General features: G+C 72.1%; 18 protein-coding genes. 6 read left to right on the top strand and 12 right to left on the bottom strand.

Annotated features, from left to right (window positions below):
- Positions 1 to 72: 72 nt before the first annotated feature.
- Entirely contained in the window at positions 73 to 795 is a 723-nt protein-coding gene (locus ACFFIC_RS11900; protein ID WP_377050515.1) for an SGNH/GDSL hydrolase family protein, read from the top strand.
- A gap of 117 nt (positions 796 to 912) precedes the next feature.
- Here the strand turns inward: ACFFIC_RS11900 and ACFFIC_RS11895 are convergent, their stop codons facing one another.
- The gene (locus tag ACFFIC_RS11895; RefSeq protein ID WP_377050513.1) at positions 913 to 1680 is read right to left on the bottom strand and encodes a transglycosylase SLT domain-containing protein; all 768 of its coding nucleotides are present in this window, start codon (positions 1678 to 1680) and stop codon (positions 913 to 915) included.
- Positions 1681 to 2322: 642 nt separating this feature from the next.
- Here ACFFIC_RS11895 and ACFFIC_RS11890 point away from each other — a divergent pair.
- On the top strand, positions 2323 to 3057 hold the full coding sequence (locus ACFFIC_RS11890) for a GntR family transcriptional regulator (RefSeq protein ID WP_377050511.1): 735 nt from the start codon (positions 2323 to 2325) through the stop codon (positions 3055 to 3057).
- Here ACFFIC_RS11890 and queG read toward each other — a convergent pair.
- Genes queG through queA form a run of 4 tightly spaced genes read right to left on the bottom strand, consistent with a single transcriptional unit; the run spans position 3036 to position 6965 of the window.
- Positions 3036 to 4094: a tRNA epoxyqueuosine(34) reductase QueG gene (queG, locus tag ACFFIC_RS11885; RefSeq protein ID WP_377050509.1), complete on the bottom strand. Its 1059-nt coding sequence runs from the start codon at positions 4092 to 4094 to the stop codon at positions 3036 to 3038. The genes ACFFIC_RS11890 and queG overlap by 22 nt on opposite strands.
- A complete protein-coding gene (gene queF, locus ACFFIC_RS11880) occupies positions 4091 to 4552 on the bottom strand; it encodes a preQ(1) synthase (protein ID WP_377050507.1) in 462 nt (153 codons plus the stop codon). The genes queG and queF overlap by 4 nt, the downstream gene beginning before the upstream one ends.
- Complete coding sequence (tgt, locus tag ACFFIC_RS11875) at positions 4549 to 5703, bottom strand: tRNA guanosine(34) transglycosylase Tgt (RefSeq protein ID WP_377050505.1); 1155 nt, start codon at positions 5701 to 5703, stop codon at positions 4549 to 4551. Before tgt ends, queF begins: the two co-directional genes overlap by 4 nt.
- Positions 5700 to 6965 carry a tRNA preQ1(34) S-adenosylmethionine ribosyltransferase-isomerase QueA gene (queA, locus tag ACFFIC_RS11870; protein ID WP_377050503.1) on the bottom strand — a complete coding sequence of 422 codons (1266 nt, stop codon included), beginning with the start codon at positions 6963 to 6965 and terminating at the stop codon, positions 5700 to 5702. The genes tgt and queA overlap by 4 nt, the downstream gene beginning before the upstream one ends.
- Between queA and ACFFIC_RS11865 the strand changes: the two genes are divergently transcribed.
- Together ACFFIC_RS11865 and ACFFIC_RS11860 are read left to right on the top strand one after the other, a co-directional pair.
- A complete protein-coding gene (locus ACFFIC_RS11865) occupies positions 6952 to 8145 on the top strand; it encodes a Zn-dependent hydrolase (protein WP_377050501.1) in 1194 nt (397 codons plus the stop codon). The genes queA and ACFFIC_RS11865 overlap by 14 nt on opposite strands.
- Before the next feature lie 81 nt (positions 8146 to 8226).
- Positions 8227 to 8400, top strand: coding sequence for a DUF1328 domain-containing protein (locus ACFFIC_RS11860; protein ID WP_377050615.1), 174 nt, complete (start codon positions 8227 to 8229; stop codon positions 8398 to 8400).
- Positions 8401 to 8532: 132 nt separating this feature from the next.
- Here ACFFIC_RS11860 and ACFFIC_RS11855 read toward each other — a convergent pair whose 3' ends face one another.
- The gene (locus ACFFIC_RS11855; RefSeq protein ID WP_377050499.1) at positions 8533 to 8670 is read right to left on the bottom strand and encodes a hypothetical protein; all 138 of its coding nucleotides are present in this window, start codon (positions 8668 to 8670) and stop codon (positions 8533 to 8535) included.
- A gap of 122 nt (positions 8671 to 8792) precedes the next feature.
- Positions 8793 to 9815 (bottom strand): SDR family oxidoreductase, encoded by a 1023-nt coding sequence (locus ACFFIC_RS11850; protein ID WP_377050497.1) that lies wholly within the window; start codon positions 9813 to 9815, stop codon positions 8793 to 8795.
- A 213-nt stretch (positions 9816 to 10028) separates the two neighbouring features.
- Between ACFFIC_RS11850 and ACFFIC_RS11845 the strand changes: the two genes are divergently transcribed.
- A complete protein-coding gene (locus tag ACFFIC_RS11845) occupies positions 10029 to 12338 on the top strand; it encodes a molybdopterin-dependent oxidoreductase (protein ID WP_377050495.1) in 2310 nt (769 codons plus the stop codon).
- A 64-nt stretch (positions 12339 to 12402) separates the two neighbouring features.
- Here ACFFIC_RS11845 and ACFFIC_RS11840 read toward each other — a convergent pair whose 3' ends face one another.
- The 5 genes from ACFFIC_RS11840 to ACFFIC_RS11820 form a co-directional block, all read right to left on the bottom strand.
- The gene (locus tag ACFFIC_RS11840) at positions 12403 to 12582 is read right to left on the bottom strand and encodes a hypothetical protein (protein WP_377050493.1); all 180 of its coding nucleotides are present in this window, start codon (positions 12580 to 12582) and stop codon (positions 12403 to 12405) included.
- A gap of 240 nt (positions 12583 to 12822) precedes the next feature.
- Positions 12823 to 13680, bottom strand: a complete 858-nt coding sequence (locus ACFFIC_RS11835; protein ID WP_377050491.1) for an ABC transporter permease — start codon at positions 13678 to 13680, stop codon at positions 12823 to 12825.
- The gene (locus tag ACFFIC_RS11830) at positions 13677 to 14621 is read right to left on the bottom strand and encodes an ABC transporter permease (protein WP_377050489.1); all 945 of its coding nucleotides are present in this window, start codon (positions 14619 to 14621) and stop codon (positions 13677 to 13679) included. The genes ACFFIC_RS11835 and ACFFIC_RS11830 overlap by 4 nt, the downstream gene beginning before the upstream one ends.
- A gap of 15 nt (positions 14622 to 14636) precedes the next feature.
- Complete coding sequence (locus ACFFIC_RS11825) at positions 14637 to 16310, bottom strand: peptide ABC transporter substrate-binding protein (RefSeq protein ID WP_377050487.1); 1674 nt, start codon at positions 16308 to 16310, stop codon at positions 14637 to 14639.
- 65 nt (positions 16311 to 16375) lie between these two features.
- Positions 16376 to 17719, bottom strand: a complete 1344-nt coding sequence (locus ACFFIC_RS11820) for an Nramp family divalent metal transporter (RefSeq protein ID WP_377050613.1) — start codon at positions 17717 to 17719, stop codon at positions 16376 to 16378.
- A gap of 239 nt (positions 17720 to 17958) precedes the next feature.
- On the opposite strand from ACFFIC_RS11820, the gene ACFFIC_RS11815 reads away from it, so the two are divergent.
- Positions 17959 to 18609, top strand: a complete 651-nt coding sequence (locus ACFFIC_RS11815) for a hypothetical protein (protein ID WP_377050485.1) — start codon at positions 17959 to 17961, stop codon at positions 18607 to 18609.
- Positions 18610 to 18636 lie beyond the last annotated feature (27 nt).

The raw sequence follows: 18636 nt of genomic DNA, 5'->3' as shown, positions 1-18636 counted from the left end.
GGGAGATGGCGGCGGGGCCACGCGGCGGCAAGGATGAGGCGCCCAACGGTGAGCGGCGCGCGGTGTTCTGCCATGATGATGCGCCTCGTGCAGGGGCCGGATCAGGGGGGGCGGGTGCTCGGGATGTTGAGGCGTGGGTTGATCCGGCTGCTGGCCTCCGTGCCGCCCACACGGGTGGCCGGCGCCGCCGGCACCGGATTCTTTCTGTTCGACGGGGACAGCATCGCCGCCGGGCAGGGCGCGACGCCCGGCCATGGCCTGGCCGAGCGGGTGGTGGCTCTGCTGGGCTGGACCGGGCGGGTGCACAACTCCGCCCGCTCGGGCCGGCAGATGGCCGAATGCCTGGCGCTCTACGGCCGCAACGTCGCGCCCTATGCTGCGGGCGTGCTGGGGCCGAAGCTGCTGTTCATCCATGCCGGGGACAACGACATCCGGGCGGGGGCGAGCGGCGCGGCGGTCTTTGCGGCCTATGCCCGCTACGTCGCGCGGGCACGGGACCAAGGCTGGGCCGTGATCGCCTCGACCAAGCTGGCGCGGCCGACCTTTCCCCTGGCGCAGCGGGCCGAGCTGGCCTTCTTCAACCGCCATCTGCTCGAGAACACCGCGGGCGCGGACGAGGTCATCGACTTTGCCGCGATCCCGTCCTTCGCGCGGATCGCGAACCGGACCAACCCGGATGTCTTTGTGGCGGACCGGGTGCATCCCAGCGATGGGGGCTATGCGATCCTCGCCCGGGCGACGGCGCCCGTTGCCGCGCGGCTGCTGCAGGCGCGCTTTCCCGGCCATCCCGCATGAGCCCGCGGCGGACCTGACCGCCGGCGCTCCCAGGGCTGATGCCTGGTCGCGCGGCCCGTGCCGCCGGTTGGTGCGCCCTCCTGCGCTCGCGCGCGACCTCGCGCGCTACATCGCGCGCTACTGGGCGGATTCAGCGATCTCCAGCAGCGCCTCGCCGTTGCGGCGCTCCCGCGTGTTGCCGGCGCAGCGGGCGCTGGAGAGCACGTCGCTGCCGGGATTGGTTACCTGCAGCTTTGCCTGCACCCGGCAGGCCAGCCGGTTGCCCGAGGCGCCGCCGCCGTTCCAGCGGCGTATCGCATCGGTCCAGTTGCCGGTTTTCTCATAGTGGGAGCGGAGAAGGCCCGCGCCCCACTCGGTGGCGCGCCAGGGGTCCAGCGGCCAGTCCGAATTCCGGGCATGGACGCTGGCATTGACCTGCACGCAGCCGGCCATCACCGCCTGTCCGGGCCGGGCGGCGCGATAGATGCGCCGGGCCTCCTCGGTGTTGGACGGGAAATGGCTCTGGCCGCCGATGTTCATGGCGAAGGCATGGAGCCCGGACTCCGCCAGCGCGATGGCCACCAGCAGGCCCTGGGGGATGCCGTGAGCGGCCTCGGAACGGCGGGCGGCGGCAAGGCAGGCGGCGCGGGGGCTGCCGATCGCCTGGTCGGTTCCGCCGCGCTTCGCCCGGGCCGGGCTGCGAAGGGAGACCGCGGAATCGGAACCCGGGGCGGGGGATTCCCTGATGGCGGGGGAGGCAGCCTGGGCCGTGTCCCCGGCGGCACTGCCAGCATCGGGGGTGGCCAGAAGGGTAAGAACGGCGAGGGCCAGGGCAGGGCGGGCGGAGCCATCCCGGCTTTGCCGCGGCGGAAGCCCGGCCGGAACCGGAGTGGCGCTCCGCGGCATCGCGCCCGGGAACACCGCGTTGATCGGCCGGCCCGGAGGGGCCGGTGGTCGGGGCGCGGAGGTCATGCACCAAGCGCTACCAGCAAGGCGCGAGCACAAGCAACCCGTTTCGGCGCCCGAGGCTATGCGGGATGTTCACCGGCCGGGCTCGGGAAGGTTGCCGGGCCAACGGCACGAGACATCGGTAAGGCACGTTTCCTGTGATTGGGCGATGAGGGACATGCGCCCTGGAGTTTTTGTTCCGGCTTCACATGCCGCCGGTATGTTTCGTCCTGCCAGCCCAAGAAATGGGCAATGCCCGTCCCGGAAGCCCTGCTGAGGGCTGCGGCACGCAAGGCTGCGAGGGAGGTGGTGGAAAGGTGGAATTGTGGGTGACGACGCGGCCCGCCCGGCGCCTGCGGCATAACGATGCCCGGTGCCAAACGCAGCGGAACCTGCGTCGTCCCCTATTGTTTCCTACCCCAAACCCGGCCCGTCTTTGACGGCGGACGCGAGGGTTTCGCATGGTCCTCTATAAGACACAAGACAGTTCTGCTGCCGGACGCGGCAGCCGCAGATCGTTTTCGCTGCAAAGGGGTCCTCTCGCCTCCGACGGAGTGCCAATGGTAGGATGGTGGCTGCCATGTATTCCGGAAATGTCCTGTGAGTGACCTGCGCCGGCCGGATCCCCGGCCTCTTTACGCCCAGGTCGAAGCCATCCTGAACGAGCGGATCGTTTCGGGCGCCTGGAAGTCCGGTCAGGCCCTGCCGGCCGAGCCGGAGCTGGCGCATGAGCTGGGCGTATCCCCGGGCACGCTGCGCCGGGCCCTGGGGGGGCTGGAGCGGCGCCACCTGATCGAGCGGCGGCAGGGGCGGGGCACCTATGTGGCGCGGCAGACCAGCCGGCAGGCGCTGGGGTTGTTCTTCCGCGTTCGCACGCTGGACGGGCAGCCGGCCGACCCGGAAACCTTCGTCACGGGGGTTTCCACCGGCCCGGCCACCGCCGAGGAGGCGGCGGTGCTGCAGCTGGAGCCGGGCACGCCCGTGCACCGGGTCGACCGCAGCCGGCATCTCGGCGGCGAGCCCCGCATCGCCGAGCGGATCACCCTGCCGGCGGAGCTTTTCCCCGGCTTCTCCCTGCCGCTCGCCCCGGATCAGCTCGGATCCGAGATCTACGTGCATTACCGGACGGCCCACGGGATCATCGTGGTGCATCTGGAGGAGAGCCTTTCGGCCACAACCGCCACCGAGGCGGATTCGGCCGTGCTGGGCTGCCCGGTGGGAACGCCGCTGCTGCTGATCGAGCGCGTGACCTTCGATGCCGCGAGACGGGCCGTGGAGATGCGGGTGTCGCGCCTGGATACCCGCGGGCACCGCTATGCCGTGGAACTGACCTGAGCGGTTGAGGCGAGGCGGGCGGCGGCCCAGCGGGCGCTGTCGGCCACCACGGGGTCGTCGTCGCCAAGCAGGGCCTGCGCCGCGGGGAGCAGCGAAGGATCGGCCGAGTTGCCGATGGCGTTCAGCACGTTCCGCACGAACCGGCCCCGGCCGACGCGCTTGATGGGCGAGCCCGAGAAGCGCGCGCGGAAGGCGGCGTCGTCGAGGGAGGCGAGTTCGGCGAGGCGTGGGGCGGTGAGGTCGTCGCGCGCGATCAGGCCGGGAACGGTGGTTGGTGCCGCGAAGCGGTTCCAGGGGCAGACGGCCAGGCAGTCGTCGCAGCCGTAGATGCGGTTGCCGAGGCGGGGGCGGAGGTCCTCGGGGATGGGGCCGCGGTGCTCGATGGTGAGGTAGGAGACGCAGCGGCGCGCATCGAGGCGGTAGGGCGCGGGAAAGGCGTCGGTGGGGCAGGCCACCTGGCAGCGGGTGCAGGTGCCGCAGCGGTCGGCATGCGCGGCGTCGGGCTCGAGGGCGAGGGTGGTGTAGACCTCGCCGAGGAAGAGCCAGGAGCCGTGGGCGCGGGAAACGAGGTTGGTGTGCTTGCCCTGCCAGCCGAGGCCGGCCTGCTGGGCGAGGGGTTTCTCGGAAACCGGGGCGGTGTCGACGAAGACCTTCACGCCGGGAGCCTCGAAGCGCGCGACCATCCAGCGGGCGAGGGCCTTCAGGCGGGACTTCACGAGGTCATGGTAGTCGCGGTGGCGGGCGTAGACGCTGATGGTGCCGCGATCGGGATGGGCGTGGGTGGCCAGCGGGTCGTCGGCGGGGGCGTAGGAGAGGCCGAGGGAGACAACCGAGAGGGCTTCGGGCCAGAGCGCCCGCGGGTGCGCGCGCTGGTCGGCGCGGCCCTCCATCCAGCCCATCTCGCCGTGCATCCCGGCGGCGAGGAAATCCGCCAAGCGGTCGCGCACCTCGGGGCCGAGTTCCGCGCGCGCGAAGCCGACCGCGTCGAAGCCCAGGCGCAGGGCTTCGTCGCGGATGAGCGCGCGCGGGTCCGTCATCCGCGGCCGCGATAGGGCGGCACGCCCTGGTCGGGGATCCAGGCGCCGGCGGGGGGCGCGCCGGTCTGCCAGAAGACGTCGATCGGGATGCCGCCGCGCGGGTACCAGTAGCCGCCGATGCGGAGCCACACCGGCTGGAGCAGGTCCGCGAGGCGCTTGGCGATGTCGATGGTGCAGGCCTCGTGAAAGGCGCCGTGGTTGCGGAAGGCGGTGAGATAGAGCTTGAGGCTCTTGCTCTCCACCAGCCAGTCGCCGGGGATGTAGTCGATCACGAGATGCGCGAAGTCGGGCTGCGCGGTGATCGGGCAGAGCGAGGTGAACTCGGGCGCGGTGAAGCGGGCGACGTAGTGCGTGCCCTTGTGCGGGTTGGGCACGCGCTCCAGCACCGCCTGCTCGGGCGTTTGCGGTTGTGTGGTGTGCTGGCCGAGCTGGGTGAGGCCGGAAACGTCGTGGTTCATGATGTCGTCTCCTCCTTCGAGGGCGGCTCGGGCGGGGCGGTGGTTTCCCACTTCGCCGCGATGGCGGCGGCCTCGGCGTCGAAGCGGTTCTCGAGGATGGCGGCGCGGAGCCGCGCGGTGAGGGTCTGGAAGTAGCGGATGTTGTGCCAGGTCAGCAGCATCGGGCCGAGCATCTCCTCCGCCCTGATGAGGTGCTGGATATAGGCGCGCGAATGCCTGACGCAGGCTAGGCAATCGCATTCCGGGTCGATGGCCGATGCGTCGTCGGCATGGCGGGCGTTGCGCATGTTCATCACGCCCCGGCTGGTATAGGCGCGGCCGGTGCGGCCGGAGCGCGTGGGGATGACGCAGTCGAACATGTCCACGCCGCGGGCGACGGCGCCGATGATGTCGGCGGGCGTGCCGACGCCCATGAGGTAGCGGGGCTTTTCCTGCGGGAGCATGGGCACGGAGAAGTCGAGGGTGCGGAACATCTCCTGCTGGCCCTCGCCGACCGCGAGGCCGCCGATGGCGTAGCCCTCGAAGCCGATCTCCGTCAGGGCCCGCGCGCTCTCGGCCCGCAGGCTCTCGAAGGTGCTGCCCTGCTGGATGCCGAAGAGGCCGTAGCCGTCGCGCGGGCGGAAGGCCTCGCGCGAGCGGGCGGCCCAGCGCATGGAGAGGCGCATGCTGGACGCGGCCTGCTCCTCCGTCGCGGGGAAGGGGGTGCACTCGTCGAAGCACATGGTGACGTCGGCATCGAGGTGGTGCTGGATCTCGATGGAGCGCTCTGGCGTCAGGCGGTGCTTGCTGCCGTCGATGTGGGATTGGAAGGTGACGCCGTCGGCGTCCATCTTCCGGAGCCCCGAGAGCGACATGACCTGGAAGCCGCCGGAATCCGTCAGGATGGGGCCGTGCCAGTCCATCAGCTTGTGCAGCCCGCCGAGGCGGCCGACGCGCTCGGCGCCGGGGCGGAGCATGAGGTGGTAGGTGTTGCCGAGCACCATGCGGGCGCCGGTGGAGCGCACGGCATCGGCCGTCATCGCCTTCACGGTGCCGGCGGTGCCGACGGGCATGAAGACGGGGGTGGGGACATCGCCGTGGGCCGTGTGCAGGGTGCCGGCGCGGGCGCCGCCGTCGCGGGCCTGGAGGGTGAAGCTCAGCGGGCCGTTCATGCCGATGCCTCGGCGTCGTCGCGCCCGATGAGGCAGGCGTCGCCGTAGGAGTAGAAGCGGTAGCCGGCCTCGATGGCGTGGGCATAGGCCGCGCGCATCCGCCCGGTTCCGCCGAAGGCGCAGACGAGCATGAAGAGCGTGCTCCGGGGCAGGTGGAAGTTGGTCAGCAGCAGGTCGGCGCCGCGGAAGCGGTGGCCGGGCAGCAGGAAGATGTCCGTCAGGCCGCGGAAGGGGGCGATGATGTTGTTCTCGCGCGCCGCGGTTTCCAGCAGGCGCAGCGCGGTGGTGCCGATGGCGACGACGCGGCCGCCCCGGGCACGGGTCTCGTTGATGGCGCGGGCGGCGTCCTCCGTCACCTCGCCCCATTCGGCGTGCAGGTGCTGGGCGCGCGGGTCCTCTCCGCGCAGCGGCAGGAAGGTGCCGGCGCCGACATGCAGCGTGAGGGTGGTGCGGGCGACGCCGCGGGCGTCGAGCGCGGCCAGGAGTTCGGGGGTGAAGTGCAGGCTCGCGGTGGGGGCGGCGACGGCGCCGGGGGTGCGGGCGAAGATGGGCTGGTAGTCCTCGCGGTCCTCCGGGCGGGGGCCTTCGGGGCGTGCGATGTAGGGGGGGAGGGGGATTTCGCCCGCGCGCTCCAGGGCGGCGGCCAGCGCCGCCTGGTCGGGCCCGAAGTCCAGGCGGACCGCGCCGCCCTCGGGCTGGTCCACCACGCGGGGGGCCAGTTCGGGCGCGCCCTCGATGGACAGCACGTCCCCGGGGCGGAGCTTGCGGGCGTTGCGGACCAGGGCATGCCAGGTGCCGTCCGCTTCCGCGCGGTTGAGCATGATCTCGATGCGGGCCTCTCCGCGGCGGGCGCGGAGGCGGGCGGGGATCACGCGGGTGTCGTTCACCACCATCAGGTCGCCGTCGCGCAGCAGGTCCGGCAGGTCGCGGATCGCGCGGTCCTCCGGCGGATCGGCCACGCGCAGCAGCCGCGCGGAATCGCGCGGGCGGGCCGGGCCCTGGGCGATCAGCGCGTCCGGAAGGTCGAAGGCGAAGTCGGCGGTGGAGAGGGGGCGGAGGGAGGGGGACAGGGGAATGGGCCGATCAGGGGAGGGCGGGGGCGGGTAGCCCTTCCGCCCGGGGAGGGCAAGCGTGCGGCGGAGATGGGGGCGCCCTCCGCCACCGGAAGCGCCGGGGCTGCGGGCGGATACCGCGCGGGCGCGATCCGATCTAGGCTCCGCGCCGCAACCGCGACAGGGAATGGCAGGCATGAAGGTGGACACGGATCGCTTCCTGGCGGACCTCCACGCGCTCCGGCGCTTCGGGCAGTTCAGGAGCGGCGTGCACCGCCCGACCTTTTCCCCCCAGGACATGGAAGCGCGGCAATGGTTCGTCTCCCGCCTGCGGGAGGAGGGGCTGGAGGCCGGGATCGACGGGATCGGCAACATCCTGGGGCGCAACCCCAAGCCGGGCCCGCACCTGCTGGCGGGCAGCCACCTGGAAAGCCAGAACGAGGCGGGCTGGCTGGACGGAGCGCTGGGCTGCGTGGCGGCGCTTCACCTCGCGGCCTCCGGCCTGCCGGTGGATGTCGCGGTGTTCGCCGACGAGGAGGGGCATTACGGCAGCTTCATCGGCAGCCGTTCCTTCACCGGCATCCTGGAGGAGAAGGAGATCGACGGCCTGTCCAACCGCTACCACGGCAAGCCGCTGCGCGACGCCCTGCGCGAGGCCGGGCTGGAGGGGCGGCCGCGGGTGCAGGTGGAGCGCGACCGCTACCGCGCCTTTCTCGAGATGCACATCGAGCAGGGGCGGCAGCTCGAGGGGCAGGGGCTGGGGATCGGGGTGGTGACGGGGATCGTCGCCATCTGGCAGTGGAAGATCACGATCGAGGGGCAGCAGAACCACGCCGGCACCACCACCATGGCGGAGCGCCGCGACGCGGGGCTCACCGCCGTGCGGCTGCTGGCGATGATCGACGAGGAGTTCCCGCGCCACTGCGCCGAGCGCACGGTCTGGACGGCCGGGCGGATCGCGCTGTCACCGGGCGCGCCCTCCATTATTCCGGGCGGCGCGGAGATCCTGTTCCAGTACCGGGACGTGGACATCGAGGTGCTGCGGCGGCTGGAGGCGGTGCTGCGCCGCTGCGTGGCCGAGAGCAACCGGCGCGAGCGCTGTCCGGCGGTGCTGGAGGCGATGTCGCTCTCCACGCCCGCCGTCAGCGACCCCGCGTTGCAGGACGCGCTGGCGGATGCGGCGGAGGCGCTGGCTCCCGGGCGCTGGCAGCGCATGCCGTCGGGGGCAGGGCACGATGCGCAATACCTGGCGCGCGTGATGCCGGCGGCGATGATGTTCGTGCCCTCCATCAACGGGATCAGCCATCACTGGACGGAGGATACCTCGGAGGAGGATCTGGCGCTCGGGATGCGCGTCATGGCGGAGGGCGCGCGCCGCATACTGGCGTAGGAAGGCATCGCAACTTGTCAACGCCGTCAAGGTTCTCTCGTCGTCACATTTGGACACGGAGGTCCCATGGCTGAGGGTAGCATGCTGCGTTGGGCGATCATCGCCCTTGTGGTCGCGTTGATCGCGGGGGTGCTCGGCTTCGGTGGCATCGCCGGCGCGGCGGTCGGGATCGCGAAGATCCTGTTCTACATCTTCATCGTGCTGTTCATCATCATGCTGGTCATGAACTTCATGGGGCGTGGACGCGGGGTTTAGGTGGTCCGGCCACCGGAGGCGCGGCAGGGCTGCTGAAGGCCCGCCGCCGCACTCCGGCCCTGACGAAAATGAGGAATGGCCGGGGGAACAGCGTTCCCCCGGCCATTCTTGTTTCGTTTCGCGTTGCGGACGCTAGCTTCCCTCGCGAACCGGCGGCGGCCGCTTGGCCAGCGGCTGCTGCGTGAAGGGCGAGGGCGAGGCGGGAGCGGGCTTCTTGTCGGCCCTGGGCTTCTTGGGCTCCCGGCCGCTGCGCATCTGACCTTTGGCCATGGCTTGCTCCTGCAAGATGGGAACACGAGCAGATCACGCTGGCGGCGTCTCTTCCAGGGGCGTTCCTGTGCCCTGCGCAGGCTCGGGCCCCCGCCCCCTGGACAGGGGCGGGGTCGTTTGGGTCAGGGGAAGCCGCCGCCGCCCGAGGCGCCGAAGACCTGGCCGGTGGTGAAGCTCGACTCCTGGCTCGCCAAGAGGACGTAGATGGGCGCGATCTCCACGGGCTGTCCCGGGCGGCCGAGGGAGGTCTTGGAGCCGAACTCGGTCAGTGCCTCCGGCATCGCGCCGCCCGAGGGCTGAAGCGCGGTCCAGTAAGGGCCGGGCGCGACCGCGTTCACGCGGATGCCGCGCTCGGCCAGCTGCTTGGACAGGGACTTGGCGAAGCTCACGTTGCTCGCCTTGGTCTGGGCGTAGTCGAACAGGATGGCCGAGGGGTCGTAGGCCTGCTCGGAAGCCGTGATGATGATGGAGGCGCCGGGCTGCAGGTGCGGCAGGGCGGCGCGGGTGATCCAGAACGGCGCGTAGACGTTGGTCTTGAAGGTCGCGTCGAACTGTTCCGTGGTGATGTCGGCGATGGACTTCTGGGCCTGCTGCTTGCCGGCGTTGTTCACCAGGATGTCCAGGCCGCCCATCTCGCGCGCGGCGGTTTCGACCATGCGGTTGCAGAAGGCCTCGTCGCGGATGTCGCCGGGGAGGGACACGGCCTTGCGGCCGGCATCGCGGATGATCTTCAGCACCTCGTCGGCATCCTCCTGCTCCTGGGGGAGGTAGCCGATGGCGACGTCCGCGCCCTCGCGGGCGAAGGCGATCGCGGCGGCGCGGCCGATGCCGGAATCGCCGCCCGTCACCAGGGCGCGCCGGCCCGTGAGGCGGCCGGTGCCGCGGTAGCTGGTTTCGCCGTGGTCGGGGCGGGGCTCCATCTTGCCGGCCAGGCCCGGCGCTGGCTGGGTCTGCCGGTTGAAGGGCGGGCGGGGGTACTGGTCGCGCGGGTCGCGCTTCACCGTCAGCGGAAGGGACGGCGTGGCCTGCGGGCTCGCGGTGCCCTGGGCATTGGCGGGGGTGGAGACGGCGGCCATGGCCGCGGCGCCGGCGGTGAGGCCGCCCACGACGTCGCGGCGCGACGGGGCGTCGTTCTTCGGATCCATGCGAGTTCTTTCCTGACTGGAGGCCTGTGCGGGCGGGACGGCCCGCGCGGTGCGGACTTGGCCTGGGCGCCCGCCAGGAAGGGAGGCGCAGGGCATGAGCGGCCGTTGCGCGTCACAGAACAGAACGCCCGTGCTTTTTCAGGGTTTCCGCCGCGGTGCCCCGGGGAGGGAGGCGATTGATCGGGTGGGCGTCGCGGGGGCATCCTGGGGCGCATGACTGTCATCAAGCCGCAGGCCGCGCATTGGGGTTACTTCGACGCGGTCGTGGAGGGCGGCCGGGTCACCGGCATCCGTCCCTTCGCGCCCGATCCCTTTCCCGGTTCCCTCATCGAGGGCATCCCCGACATCGTCCACGCTCCCTGCCGGATCGATCGCCCGCATGTGCGCGAGGGCTGGCTGCGGGGGGAGCGGCGGGGGGCGACGCGGGGGCGCGACCGCTTCGTGCCGGTTTCCTGGGACCGGGCGACGCGGCTGGTGGCGGAGGAGGTGGCGCGCACGCGGGCGGAGCACGGGGATGCCTCCATCCTCGGCGGCTCCTATGGCTGGGCCTCGGCGGGGCGGTTCCACCACGCGCGCAGCCAGTTGCACCGCTTCCTCGGGCTGGGGGGCGGCTTCACCTCCCAGGTGACGAACTATTCCTACGGCGCGGGCATGACGCTGATGCCGCACGTGCTCGGCACCAACGACCCCGTGACGGGGCCTGCGACGGACTGGCGCAGCATCATCGGCAACGCGCGGCTGATGCTGTGCTTCGGGGGGCTGCCGCTGAAGAACGGGCTGGTCACGGCGGGCGGCGCGGGGGCGCATGAATACGTGCCGCTGATGCGCCAGGCGGCGGAGGCGGGCATCCGCTTCGTCAACATCAGCCCGCTGCGTGGCGACGCGCCGGACTTCCTGCGGGCCGAATGGCTGCCGATCCGCCCGGGCGGCGACGCCGCCATGGTGCTGGCGATGATCCAGGCCATCGTGGCCGAGGGGCTGGAGGACCGCGGCTTCCTTGATCGCTGCACGGTGGGGTGGGACCGGCTGCGCGCCTATGTGTCGGGGGAGGCGGACGGCGTGGCCAAGACGCCGGAATGGGCGGAGCCGCTCTGCGAAGTGCCGGCCGCGGCGATCCGCGCGCTGGCGCTGGAGGCGGCGCGGACCCCGACTATGCTCACCGCCACCTGGTCCACCCAGCGCTCCGAGAACGGGGAGCAGCCCTGGTGGGCGCTGGTGGCCCTGGCCAGCGCGCTGGGCGGGATCGGCAAGCCCGGCCAGGGCGTCGCCTTCGGCTATGGCAGCATCAACGGCATCGGCACCGCGCGGCGGGACCTTCCCAGCGTGAACCTGCCCGCCACCCGCAACCCCGTGACCACCGCGATCCCGGTGGCGCGGGTGACGGAGCTGCTGGAGCGGCCGGGCGAGGTGCTGCGCTACAACGGGCGGGACATCCTGCTGCCGGACATCCGCATGGTGTTCTGGGCGGGCGGCAACCCCTTCCACCACCACCAGGACCTGAACCGCCTGGCCCGCGCCTTTTCGCGCCCCGAGACGATCGTGGTGTCGGAGCCCTGGTGGACCTCGCTCGCGCGCCACGCGGACATCGTGCTGCCGGCGACCACGACGCTGGAGCGGAACGACATCGCCAGCTCATCCCGCGACCGCTTCCTGCGCGCGATGCACCAGGCCGTGCCACCGCAGGGACAGGCACGGAACGACCACGACGCCTTCGCCGACATCGCGGAGGCGCTGGGATACCGCGACAGCTTCACCGGCCAGCGCGACGAGGGCGCCTGGCTGCGCCACCTTTACGACCGCTTCCGCCGCGCCTGCGCCGCCCTGGGCGAGGAGGTTCCGGATTTCGACCGCTTCTGGGAGGCGGGGCACCTGGAGTTCGACCGGCCTGAGCGCGACTTCGTTGGCTTCGCCGATTTCGCGGCGGACCCGGAGGGTTCGCCGCTGGCCACGCCTTCCGGAAAGGTGGAGCTTTATTCCGAGACGATCGCGGGCTTCGGCGATCCCGCCGTGCCAGGCCACCCCGTCTGGCGGGCACCGGCGGAATGGCTGGGCGGGGACACCGCGCGGCATCCCCTGCACCTTCTTTCCAACCAGCCGGCCACGCGTCTGCACGGGCAGCTCGACCCCGCCCGCGCCGCGCGCGGCAGCAAGTTGCACGGGCGCGAGCCCATCCGCATGAACCCGGACGACGCGGCGGCGCGCGGGCTGGTGGCCGGGGAGGTGGTGCGGGTGTTCAACGGGCGCGGCGCCCTGCTGGCGGGGCTGGCGCTGGATGACGGCCTGCGGCCGGGGGTGGTCACCATGTCCACCGGCGCGTGGTGGGATCCGCAGGAAACGCCGGAAGGGCGGCTCTGCGTTCACGGGAACCCGAACGTGCTGACGCAGGACCGCGGGACATCGTCGCTCGGGCAGGGTTGCGCGGCGCAATCCTGCCTCGTGCAGGTGGCGGCCTGGACGGGGCCGCTGCCGGCGGTATCGGTCCACGAGCCGCCGCCGCTCGCCGCGGAGGAAAGACTGGGTTGATCGCCGGTCCCTGCGCGGCTTGGGGGCCGCTTCAGGGCGTGTTCACGCCTTTGGCGCGGCCGGGTCAGGCTCCAGTCCAGCGGAGGCGGCTGCCGCCGAACAGGAGCAGGAGCCACACGGAGGCATAGAGGGCGATGGCCGAGCTGAGGCCGCAGAGGATGAGCTTGCCCAGGATCTGCAACTCCGCGAGCGAGAGGAAGCCGAGCGGCAGGGCGGCGAGGCACCAGAGCCCCAGTTTCACCATGCGCCACAGCACCTGCCCCGCGGTCGGGCCCGGAATGGTGGAGGAGGACGGCGCGAGGCGGGAGCGAGGCGCGGGTATCGGGTGGACAAGGAGAGATGCCGGAACCGCGGCTGCGGGCGCCCTCTGCTGTCGCATTTTTGGTTCTCCATGCTCAGATGTATCTTTTTTGAGACATCGCGAGCCTGGGTACAAGTTCATGCGGCGTTAAGGAAATGAACGTTTTCGTGACCTCGTGGGACGTCAGGAGCTCTGATGGCGCGCTTCGCGCAGCCCGTCCGCCACCAGCATGGCGCCGGCCACCGCCAAGGCGATCGCGAGGCCCGGCCAGAGGGCCGCGAGGGGGGCGCTGAAGACCAGGTCCTGCGCGTTGGCCAGCATGTTCCCCCAGGAGGCGGAAGGGGGCTGGATGCCCAGGCCCAGAAAGGAAAGCGTGCTTTCCGCCAGGATGGCGCCGGCGACCGCGAGCGATCCCGCGACCGTCAGCGGCGCCGCCAGGGCCGGCGCGACGTGGCGGCGGAGCAGGCGGCCCTCGCCGACGCCCAGGGCGCGGGCGGCGCGGACATGGTCCCGTGCCAGCACGGAAAGGGCCGCGGCGCGGCACAGGCGGGCAACGCCCACCCAGCCGAAGATCGCGAGGATCAGGACGATGCGCAGCACGTCCGCCACGGCGCTGCCGCGGGGCAGGCCGAGCGCGGCGGGGTCCATGGCCGCGAGCAGCACCAGCAGCGGCAGGGCGGGCAGGGCGAGGAGGCCATCGGCCAGGCGCATCAGCACCGCATCCACCCAGCCGCCGCGCCAGGCGGCAAGCAGCCCGGCGGCCAGTCCGACGGCGGAGGAGGCGAGGGCCGCGGCGATGCCCACGGCGAGGGAAACGCGGGCGCCGACCAGCAGCCGGACCAGGATGTCCCGGCCCAGCTCGTCCGTGCCCAGGGGATGGGCGGCGGAGGGTCCGGCCTGCCGGGCGAGGAGGTCCGGCAACTCGGGATCGACGCCGAGCCAGGCTGCCACCCAGGGGGCGGCGAGCGCGGCGGCCGCCAGCAGGAGGAGGATGGCCAGGCCGAGGCGCAGCCGCCAGTGGCCGCCCGCGCCGCCCTTCACCGGCCCTGCCCGAGGCGAGGGTCCAGCGCCCGCTGGGCGAGGTCGGCGGCCAGGGTCGCGAGCAGGGTGGTGGTGGCGACCAGCATGAGCGCGAGAAGGGCGAGGTTGTGGTCGTTGCCCATCACCGCGTCGGTCAGCAGCTTGCCCATGCCGGGGCGGGCGAAGACGGTTTCGGTGATCAGCGCGCCCGAGACGAGGGCGCCGGCATCCAGCGCCAGAATGGAGAGCAGGGGCACGGCGGCGTTGGGGAGGGCGTGGCGGAGGGCGATGCGCGCTTCGCCGGCGCCGCGGGCGCGGGCGGCGGTGATCCAGGGGGATTGCAGGATCTCGGCCATGCCGGCGGCGGTGTGGCGGGCATAGGCGGCCAGGTGGGCGATGGCGAGGGTTGCCACCGGCAGCACCAGGAAGCGGGTGGCCTCGGCCAGGCCGCCTTCCTGGGGGGCGCCGCCCGCCGGGAGCCAGCCCAGGGTGACGGCGAAGAGGATGATCAGGAGGATGCCGAGCCAGAAGGCGGGCAGGGCCTGGGAGAGAAGCGCGGCGGCGTCCACCGCGCCGCGCCAGCGGGGACGGAGCGCCGCCAGCATCCCGGCGGCGACGCCGAGGGTGGCGGCGAGGGCGAGCGCGGTGCCGAGCAGAACGAGGCTGCCGCGCAGCGCGGGCCACAGCACCTCGGCGGCGGGGCGGGCGAAAAGGCGGGAATAGCCGAACTCGCCGCGCAGCACGCCGCTCGCCCAGGCCCACCAGCGTGCGAGGAGGGGCTGGTCGAGGCCGTGGAGGGCGCGCATCCGGGCGACGTCGTCGGGGCCGAGGCGCGGGTCGGCCATCATGGCCAGCGAGATCGGGTCGCCCGGCATGGCGCCGATGGCGAGATAGGCGGCGAGCGAGAGCAGGGCGAGGGTGACCGCGATCTGCGGCAGGCGGCCGGCGATCATGTGGATCATGGGATCAGGGGCACGTCAGCGCACCCGCCAGTCCGTGACCCAGAGGGAGGAGGGCGACATGTTGCCGGTGGGGCGGATGCCGTCGATCCATTGTGGCCAGACATGCGCGTCCGCCCGGTGCCAGAGGGGAAGGGCCGGGAGGTCGCGGCGGGTCATGGCCTGGAGGCGGGCCCAGAGGGGGCGGCGCTTCTCCGCATCCAGTTCCTGCGGCAGCGCTTCGAGGAGCGCGTCCATCTCGGGGTTGCGGTAGCCCGGGTAGTTCTGCCCGGACCAGTTGCGCCCGGCGGTTGGGATTTCCTCGGAGTGCAGGGTGGAGCGAGGGACGTTCTCGGGGCTGCTGATCCAGGCAAAGAGGACGGCGCCCCCGAAGCGGCGCTGGGAAAGGGTTTCGCCGAAGAGGACGCGGGGCGGCTGGTTGGCGATGCGGGCCTCCACCCCCGCCGCGCGCCACTGGCCCTGGATGACCTGGAGCACGGTTTCGCGCGAACGGTTGCCGGCGGTGGTCTGGAGGTCGATGGCGAGGCGGGCCCCCTCCGCGTTGCGGCGGATGCCGTCCGGCGCGGCGCGCCAGCCGGCCTCGTCGAGCAGGGCGGCCGCGCGGGCGGGGTCGAAGGGCCAGGGGGCGAGCGACGTGTCCAGCATGGGGTCGTCGGGGTGGATGGCGGTGGCGGCGACCGGCTGGCGGCTGTCGAACAGGCTGGCGACGATCCTGGGGCGGTCGATCGCCATCATCAGCGCCTGCCGGACGCGGACATCCGCGAGGACGGGGTTGTCGAGGCGGAGGTCCAGGTGCTCCCACACGAGTCCCGGGCGGTACTCGAAGCGGAAGCGGTTGCGGGCGCGGCGCTCCAGCGCGATGGCCTGGTCCAGCGAGAAGCCGAGCTCGCCGGCCACCATGTCGATCTGCCCGGCCAGGAGCTGGGCTTCCAGGGCCGCCGAGTTCTCGACCACGCGGATGTTGATGCGGCGGAAGGCGGGGGCAGGTCCGGCCCAGGCCTCGTTGCGCTCCAGCGTGACGCCGGCGCCGGGCTGGACGGCGGTGACGCGGTATGGGCCTTTCCAGAGGGCGGGGTTCGTCGTGTTGGTGTCGTAGGCGGTCCGCGCGCGGTAGTTGCGCCGGTCGGCTTCCCAGATCGGGCGGTCGATATGGGCGGGCAGGGGCTCGAAGCCGCCGGCCGATCCGGCGTCGAAGCTGACCTTGTCGAAGCGGAGCGTGACGCTGCGGGGGCCGTCGGAGAGGAACTCGTAGGCCGAGCGGTAGAACTCGGCGCCGCCGAAGCCGGTCTCGAAGGCGCGGCCGGCCTCCCAGGCGAAGCGCATGTCCTCCGAGGTGACGGGGCGGCCGTCGCCCCAGCGGAGGTCGTCGCGGAGGCGCCAGGTGACGCGCATGCCGGGCTTGCCGTCGGGTGTGGTTTCCAGCGCGACCTGGCCGTTCTCCAGCGTGGGGAAGCTGTCGCAGGCGAGGCAGAGGGGGCGCCAGTCCGGGCCGTGGCCGGTGAGGGGGCGGCGCGCGAAGCCGAGGATGTAGGACTTCGCCGCCATGCTCTCGATGTTCGGGTGGAAGGTGCCGGTGGCCTGGGAGATGCCGATGGTGAGGGTGTCGCGGGGCTGGGCGGCCGCGGCGGCGGGCAGGGACAGGAGCGCGAGGGCCAGGGCGGCCGCGCGGAAGGAGGGCTGCGCTTCGGTCATCGGCCGGATCATGCGGGGCTTCGGCCGGGGCCGGTAGCCCCTGGCTGCCGCCCCCCGGCCGAAGCTCAGTCGCCGAAGAAGAAGTCGAAGAGCAGCTTCACGTTGAGCACCACGATCAGCGCCGCCGAGGCCCAGCCGAGGGCGAGCTGCCAGGAGGGTGCCCGCAGCGACCCCAGCCGCTTGCGGTCCCCGGCGAAGAGCATGAGCGGGATGACCGCGAAGGGAAGCTGGAGCGAGAGCACGACCTGGGAGAGCACGAGCATCCGCGCCGTGCCGCTCTCGCCGTAGAGGGCGGTGACGATCACGGCGGGGATGATGGCGACGAGGCGCGTCACCAGGCGCCGCACCACGGGGCTGAGGCGGAAGCGGAGGAAGCCCTCCATCACCACCTGGCCCGCGAGCGTGGCGGTGACGGTGGAGTTGAGGCCGCAGGCGAGAAGCGCGATGGCGAAGAGGTAGGGCGCCGCAGTGCCCAGCAGGGGCGCGAGGAGTTCGTGCGCGTCCTGGATTTCCGCGACTTCCGTTTTCCCGTTCGCGTGGAAGGCGGCGGCGGCGAGGATGAGGATGGAGGAGTTGATCAGCAGCGCCAGCGCCAGGGCGATCGTGCTGTCGATGGTGGCGAAGCGGATGGCCTCGCGCTTGCCTTCCTCGTCCCGCCGGATGTCGCGGGACTGGATGACGGCGGTGTGCAGGTAGAGGTTGTGGGGCATCACGGTGGCCCCGAGGATCCCGAGCGCGATGTAGAGCTGCGTCTGGTTGGTGACGATGGAGGCGGAGGGCAGGTAGCCGCGGACCACATCGCCCCAGTGGGGGTCGGCCATCACGAGCTGCACGACGAAGCAGCCGGCGATAAGGGCGATCATCCCCATGATGAAGGCTTCCAGCCAGCGCATGCCTTTGTTCTGCAGCCAGAGGATGATGAAGGCGTCCAGCGCCGTCAGCAGCACGCCGAGGATGAGCGGGATGCCGAAGAGGAGCTGCAGCGCGATGGCGGTGCCGATGAGCTCGGCGAGGTCGGTCGCGCAGATGGCGATCTCGGCGAGGAACCAGAGGGGGTAGGCGACGGCGGGTGGGAAGCGGTCGCGGCAGAGCTGGGCGAGGTCGCGGCCCGTGGCGAGGCCGATGCGGGCGCAAAGGGCCTGGAGAAGGATCGCCATCAGCGAGGACAGCAGCGCGACGGTGAGCAGCGTGTAGCCGAAGCCCGATCCACCCGCGAGCGCGGTGGCCCAGTTGCCGGGGTCCATGTAGCCGACGGCCACGAGGTAGCCCGGGCCGATGAAGGCCATCAGGCGGCGCAGCCAGCTTCCCGCATTGGGCACGGCGACACTTCGGTTGACTTCGGGAAGGCTCAGCGTGCCCCCATCCGACTTGGGACTGGGTCCTGGAACCGGCTCGGGCAGTCGGCCCATGTGTCGCGCCATCGTTACTCCTTCTTCGCGCCGGGCAGGTGACGGATGAACACCTGTTCAGGTCGCGATGTGTCAATATATCGCATTGTTTTTCAAGGCGTTGCTGGCTGTTAGCCCGGCCGTTGCCGCGCTGCAAGAACCTCGATCGCACCACCCTCTCCCGATCGTGCGGGGCTGGTGGCTGGGCGGGCAGGGCGGCCACCCCCAGAAGAGGGGCTCGACCAAGCCTGGGAAACCGTATGCCGAAGATCCTTGCCGCCGCCTGCGTGGCGCTCTCCGCCCTTGCCATGCCGGGGATGGCCGCAGCGCAAGGGGCGCCCGGGGGCGCGCCGGAGAACCTGCGGCCCACGCGGGACGTGGCCGTGACCTACCGCCTGGCGGGCGTGCAGGGGGCGGAGGATCAAGTGATGCGCATGGCCTGGTCCACGACCGAGGGCAAGCAGCGCGTCGATCCGCCGGGCGGCACCGGCTACATGCTGATCGACCGTGGCGCGAACTCGGCCGTGATGGTGATGGAGCCGCAGCGCGTCGTGCTCGCGCTGCCGCCGGCGGCGGTGGCTGCCATGTCGCAGGACGCGCCGCCGGATGCGCGCTTCACGCGCAAGGGCACGGCGCAGATCGCCGGCCAGGGCTGCACCGAGTGGGACGTCGCGGTTCCGCAGGGCACGAGCACGATCTGCGTGACGGGCGACGGCGTGATGCTGCGGGCCGTCTCGCCCCTCCCCAACGGGGGCGGTGCCTCGCGGCTGGAGGCGACGGAGGTGCGCTATGGCGCGCAGGACTCCGCGCGGTTCCGGGTGCCGGAGGGTTTCCAACGGATGCAGATGCCGGCTCCCGGAGAGGCGCCACCGGCCGCAGCGGGCGCCGGCCCGGCCGCGCCCGCGCGCTGAGCCGCGGGCCGGCTCCGGCGGCGGAGC

The sequence above is a fragment of the Muricoccus vinaceus genome (assembly GCF_042433125.1).
Classification (GTDB): domain Bacteria; phylum Pseudomonadota; class Alphaproteobacteria; order Acetobacterales; family Acetobacteraceae; genus Roseomonas; species Roseomonas vinacea.
Note: the sequence above shows the minus strand (reverse complement) of the source record. Positions and strands in the feature narration are given on the sequence as shown.

Coding starts and splice junctions, on each gene's coding strand:
- ACFFIC_RS11900 (WP_377050515.1), top strand. CDS start 73: ATGATGATGCGCCTCGTGCAGGGGCCGGATCAGGGGGGGCGGGTGCTC.
- ACFFIC_RS11895 (WP_377050513.1), bottom strand. CDS start 1,680: ATGCCGCGGAGCGCCACTCCGGTTCCGGCCGGGCTTCCGCCGCGGCAA.
- queG (WP_377050509.1), bottom strand. CDS start 4,094: ATGACGGACCCGCGCGCGCTCATCCGCGACGAAGCCCTGCGCCTGGGC.
- queF (WP_377050507.1), bottom strand. CDS start 4,552: ATGAACCACGACGTTTCCGGCCTCACCCAGCTCGGCCAGCACACCACA.
- tgt (WP_377050505.1), bottom strand. CDS start 5,703: ATGAACGGCCCGCTGAGCTTCACCCTCCAGGCCCGCGACGGCGGCGCC.
- ACFFIC_RS11865 (WP_377050501.1), top strand. CDS start 6,952: ATGAAGGTGGACACGGATCGCTTCCTGGCGGACCTCCACGCGCTCCGG.
- ACFFIC_RS11860 (WP_377050615.1), top strand. CDS start 8,227: ATGCTGCGTTGGGCGATCATCGCCCTTGTGGTCGCGTTGATCGCGGGG.
- ACFFIC_RS11855 (WP_377050499.1), bottom strand. CDS start 8,670: ATGGCCAAAGGTCAGATGCGCAGCGGCCGGGAGCCCAAGAAGCCCAGG.
- ACFFIC_RS11850 (WP_377050497.1), bottom strand. CDS start 9,815: ATGGATCCGAAGAACGACGCCCCGTCGCGCCGCGACGTCGTGGGCGGC.
- ACFFIC_RS11845 (WP_377050495.1), top strand. CDS start 10,029: ATGACTGTCATCAAGCCGCAGGCCGCGCATTGGGGTTACTTCGACGCG.
- ACFFIC_RS11840 (WP_377050493.1), bottom strand. CDS start 12,582: ATGGTGAAACTGGGGCTCTGGTGCCTCGCCGCCCTGCCGCTCGGCTTC.
- ACFFIC_RS11830 (WP_377050489.1), bottom strand. CDS start 14,621: ATGATCCACATGATCGCCGGCCGCCTGCCGCAGATCGCGGTCACCCTC.
- ACFFIC_RS11825 (WP_377050487.1), bottom strand. CDS start 16,310: ATGACCGAAGCGCAGCCCTCCTTCCGCGCGGCCGCCCTGGCCCTCGCG.
- ACFFIC_RS11820 (WP_377050613.1), bottom strand. CDS start 17,719: ATGGGCCGACTGCCCGAGCCGGTTCCAGGACCCAGTCCCAAGTCGGAT.
- ACFFIC_RS11815 (WP_377050485.1), top strand. CDS start 17,959: ATGCCGAAGATCCTTGCCGCCGCCTGCGTGGCGCTCTCCGCCCTTGCC.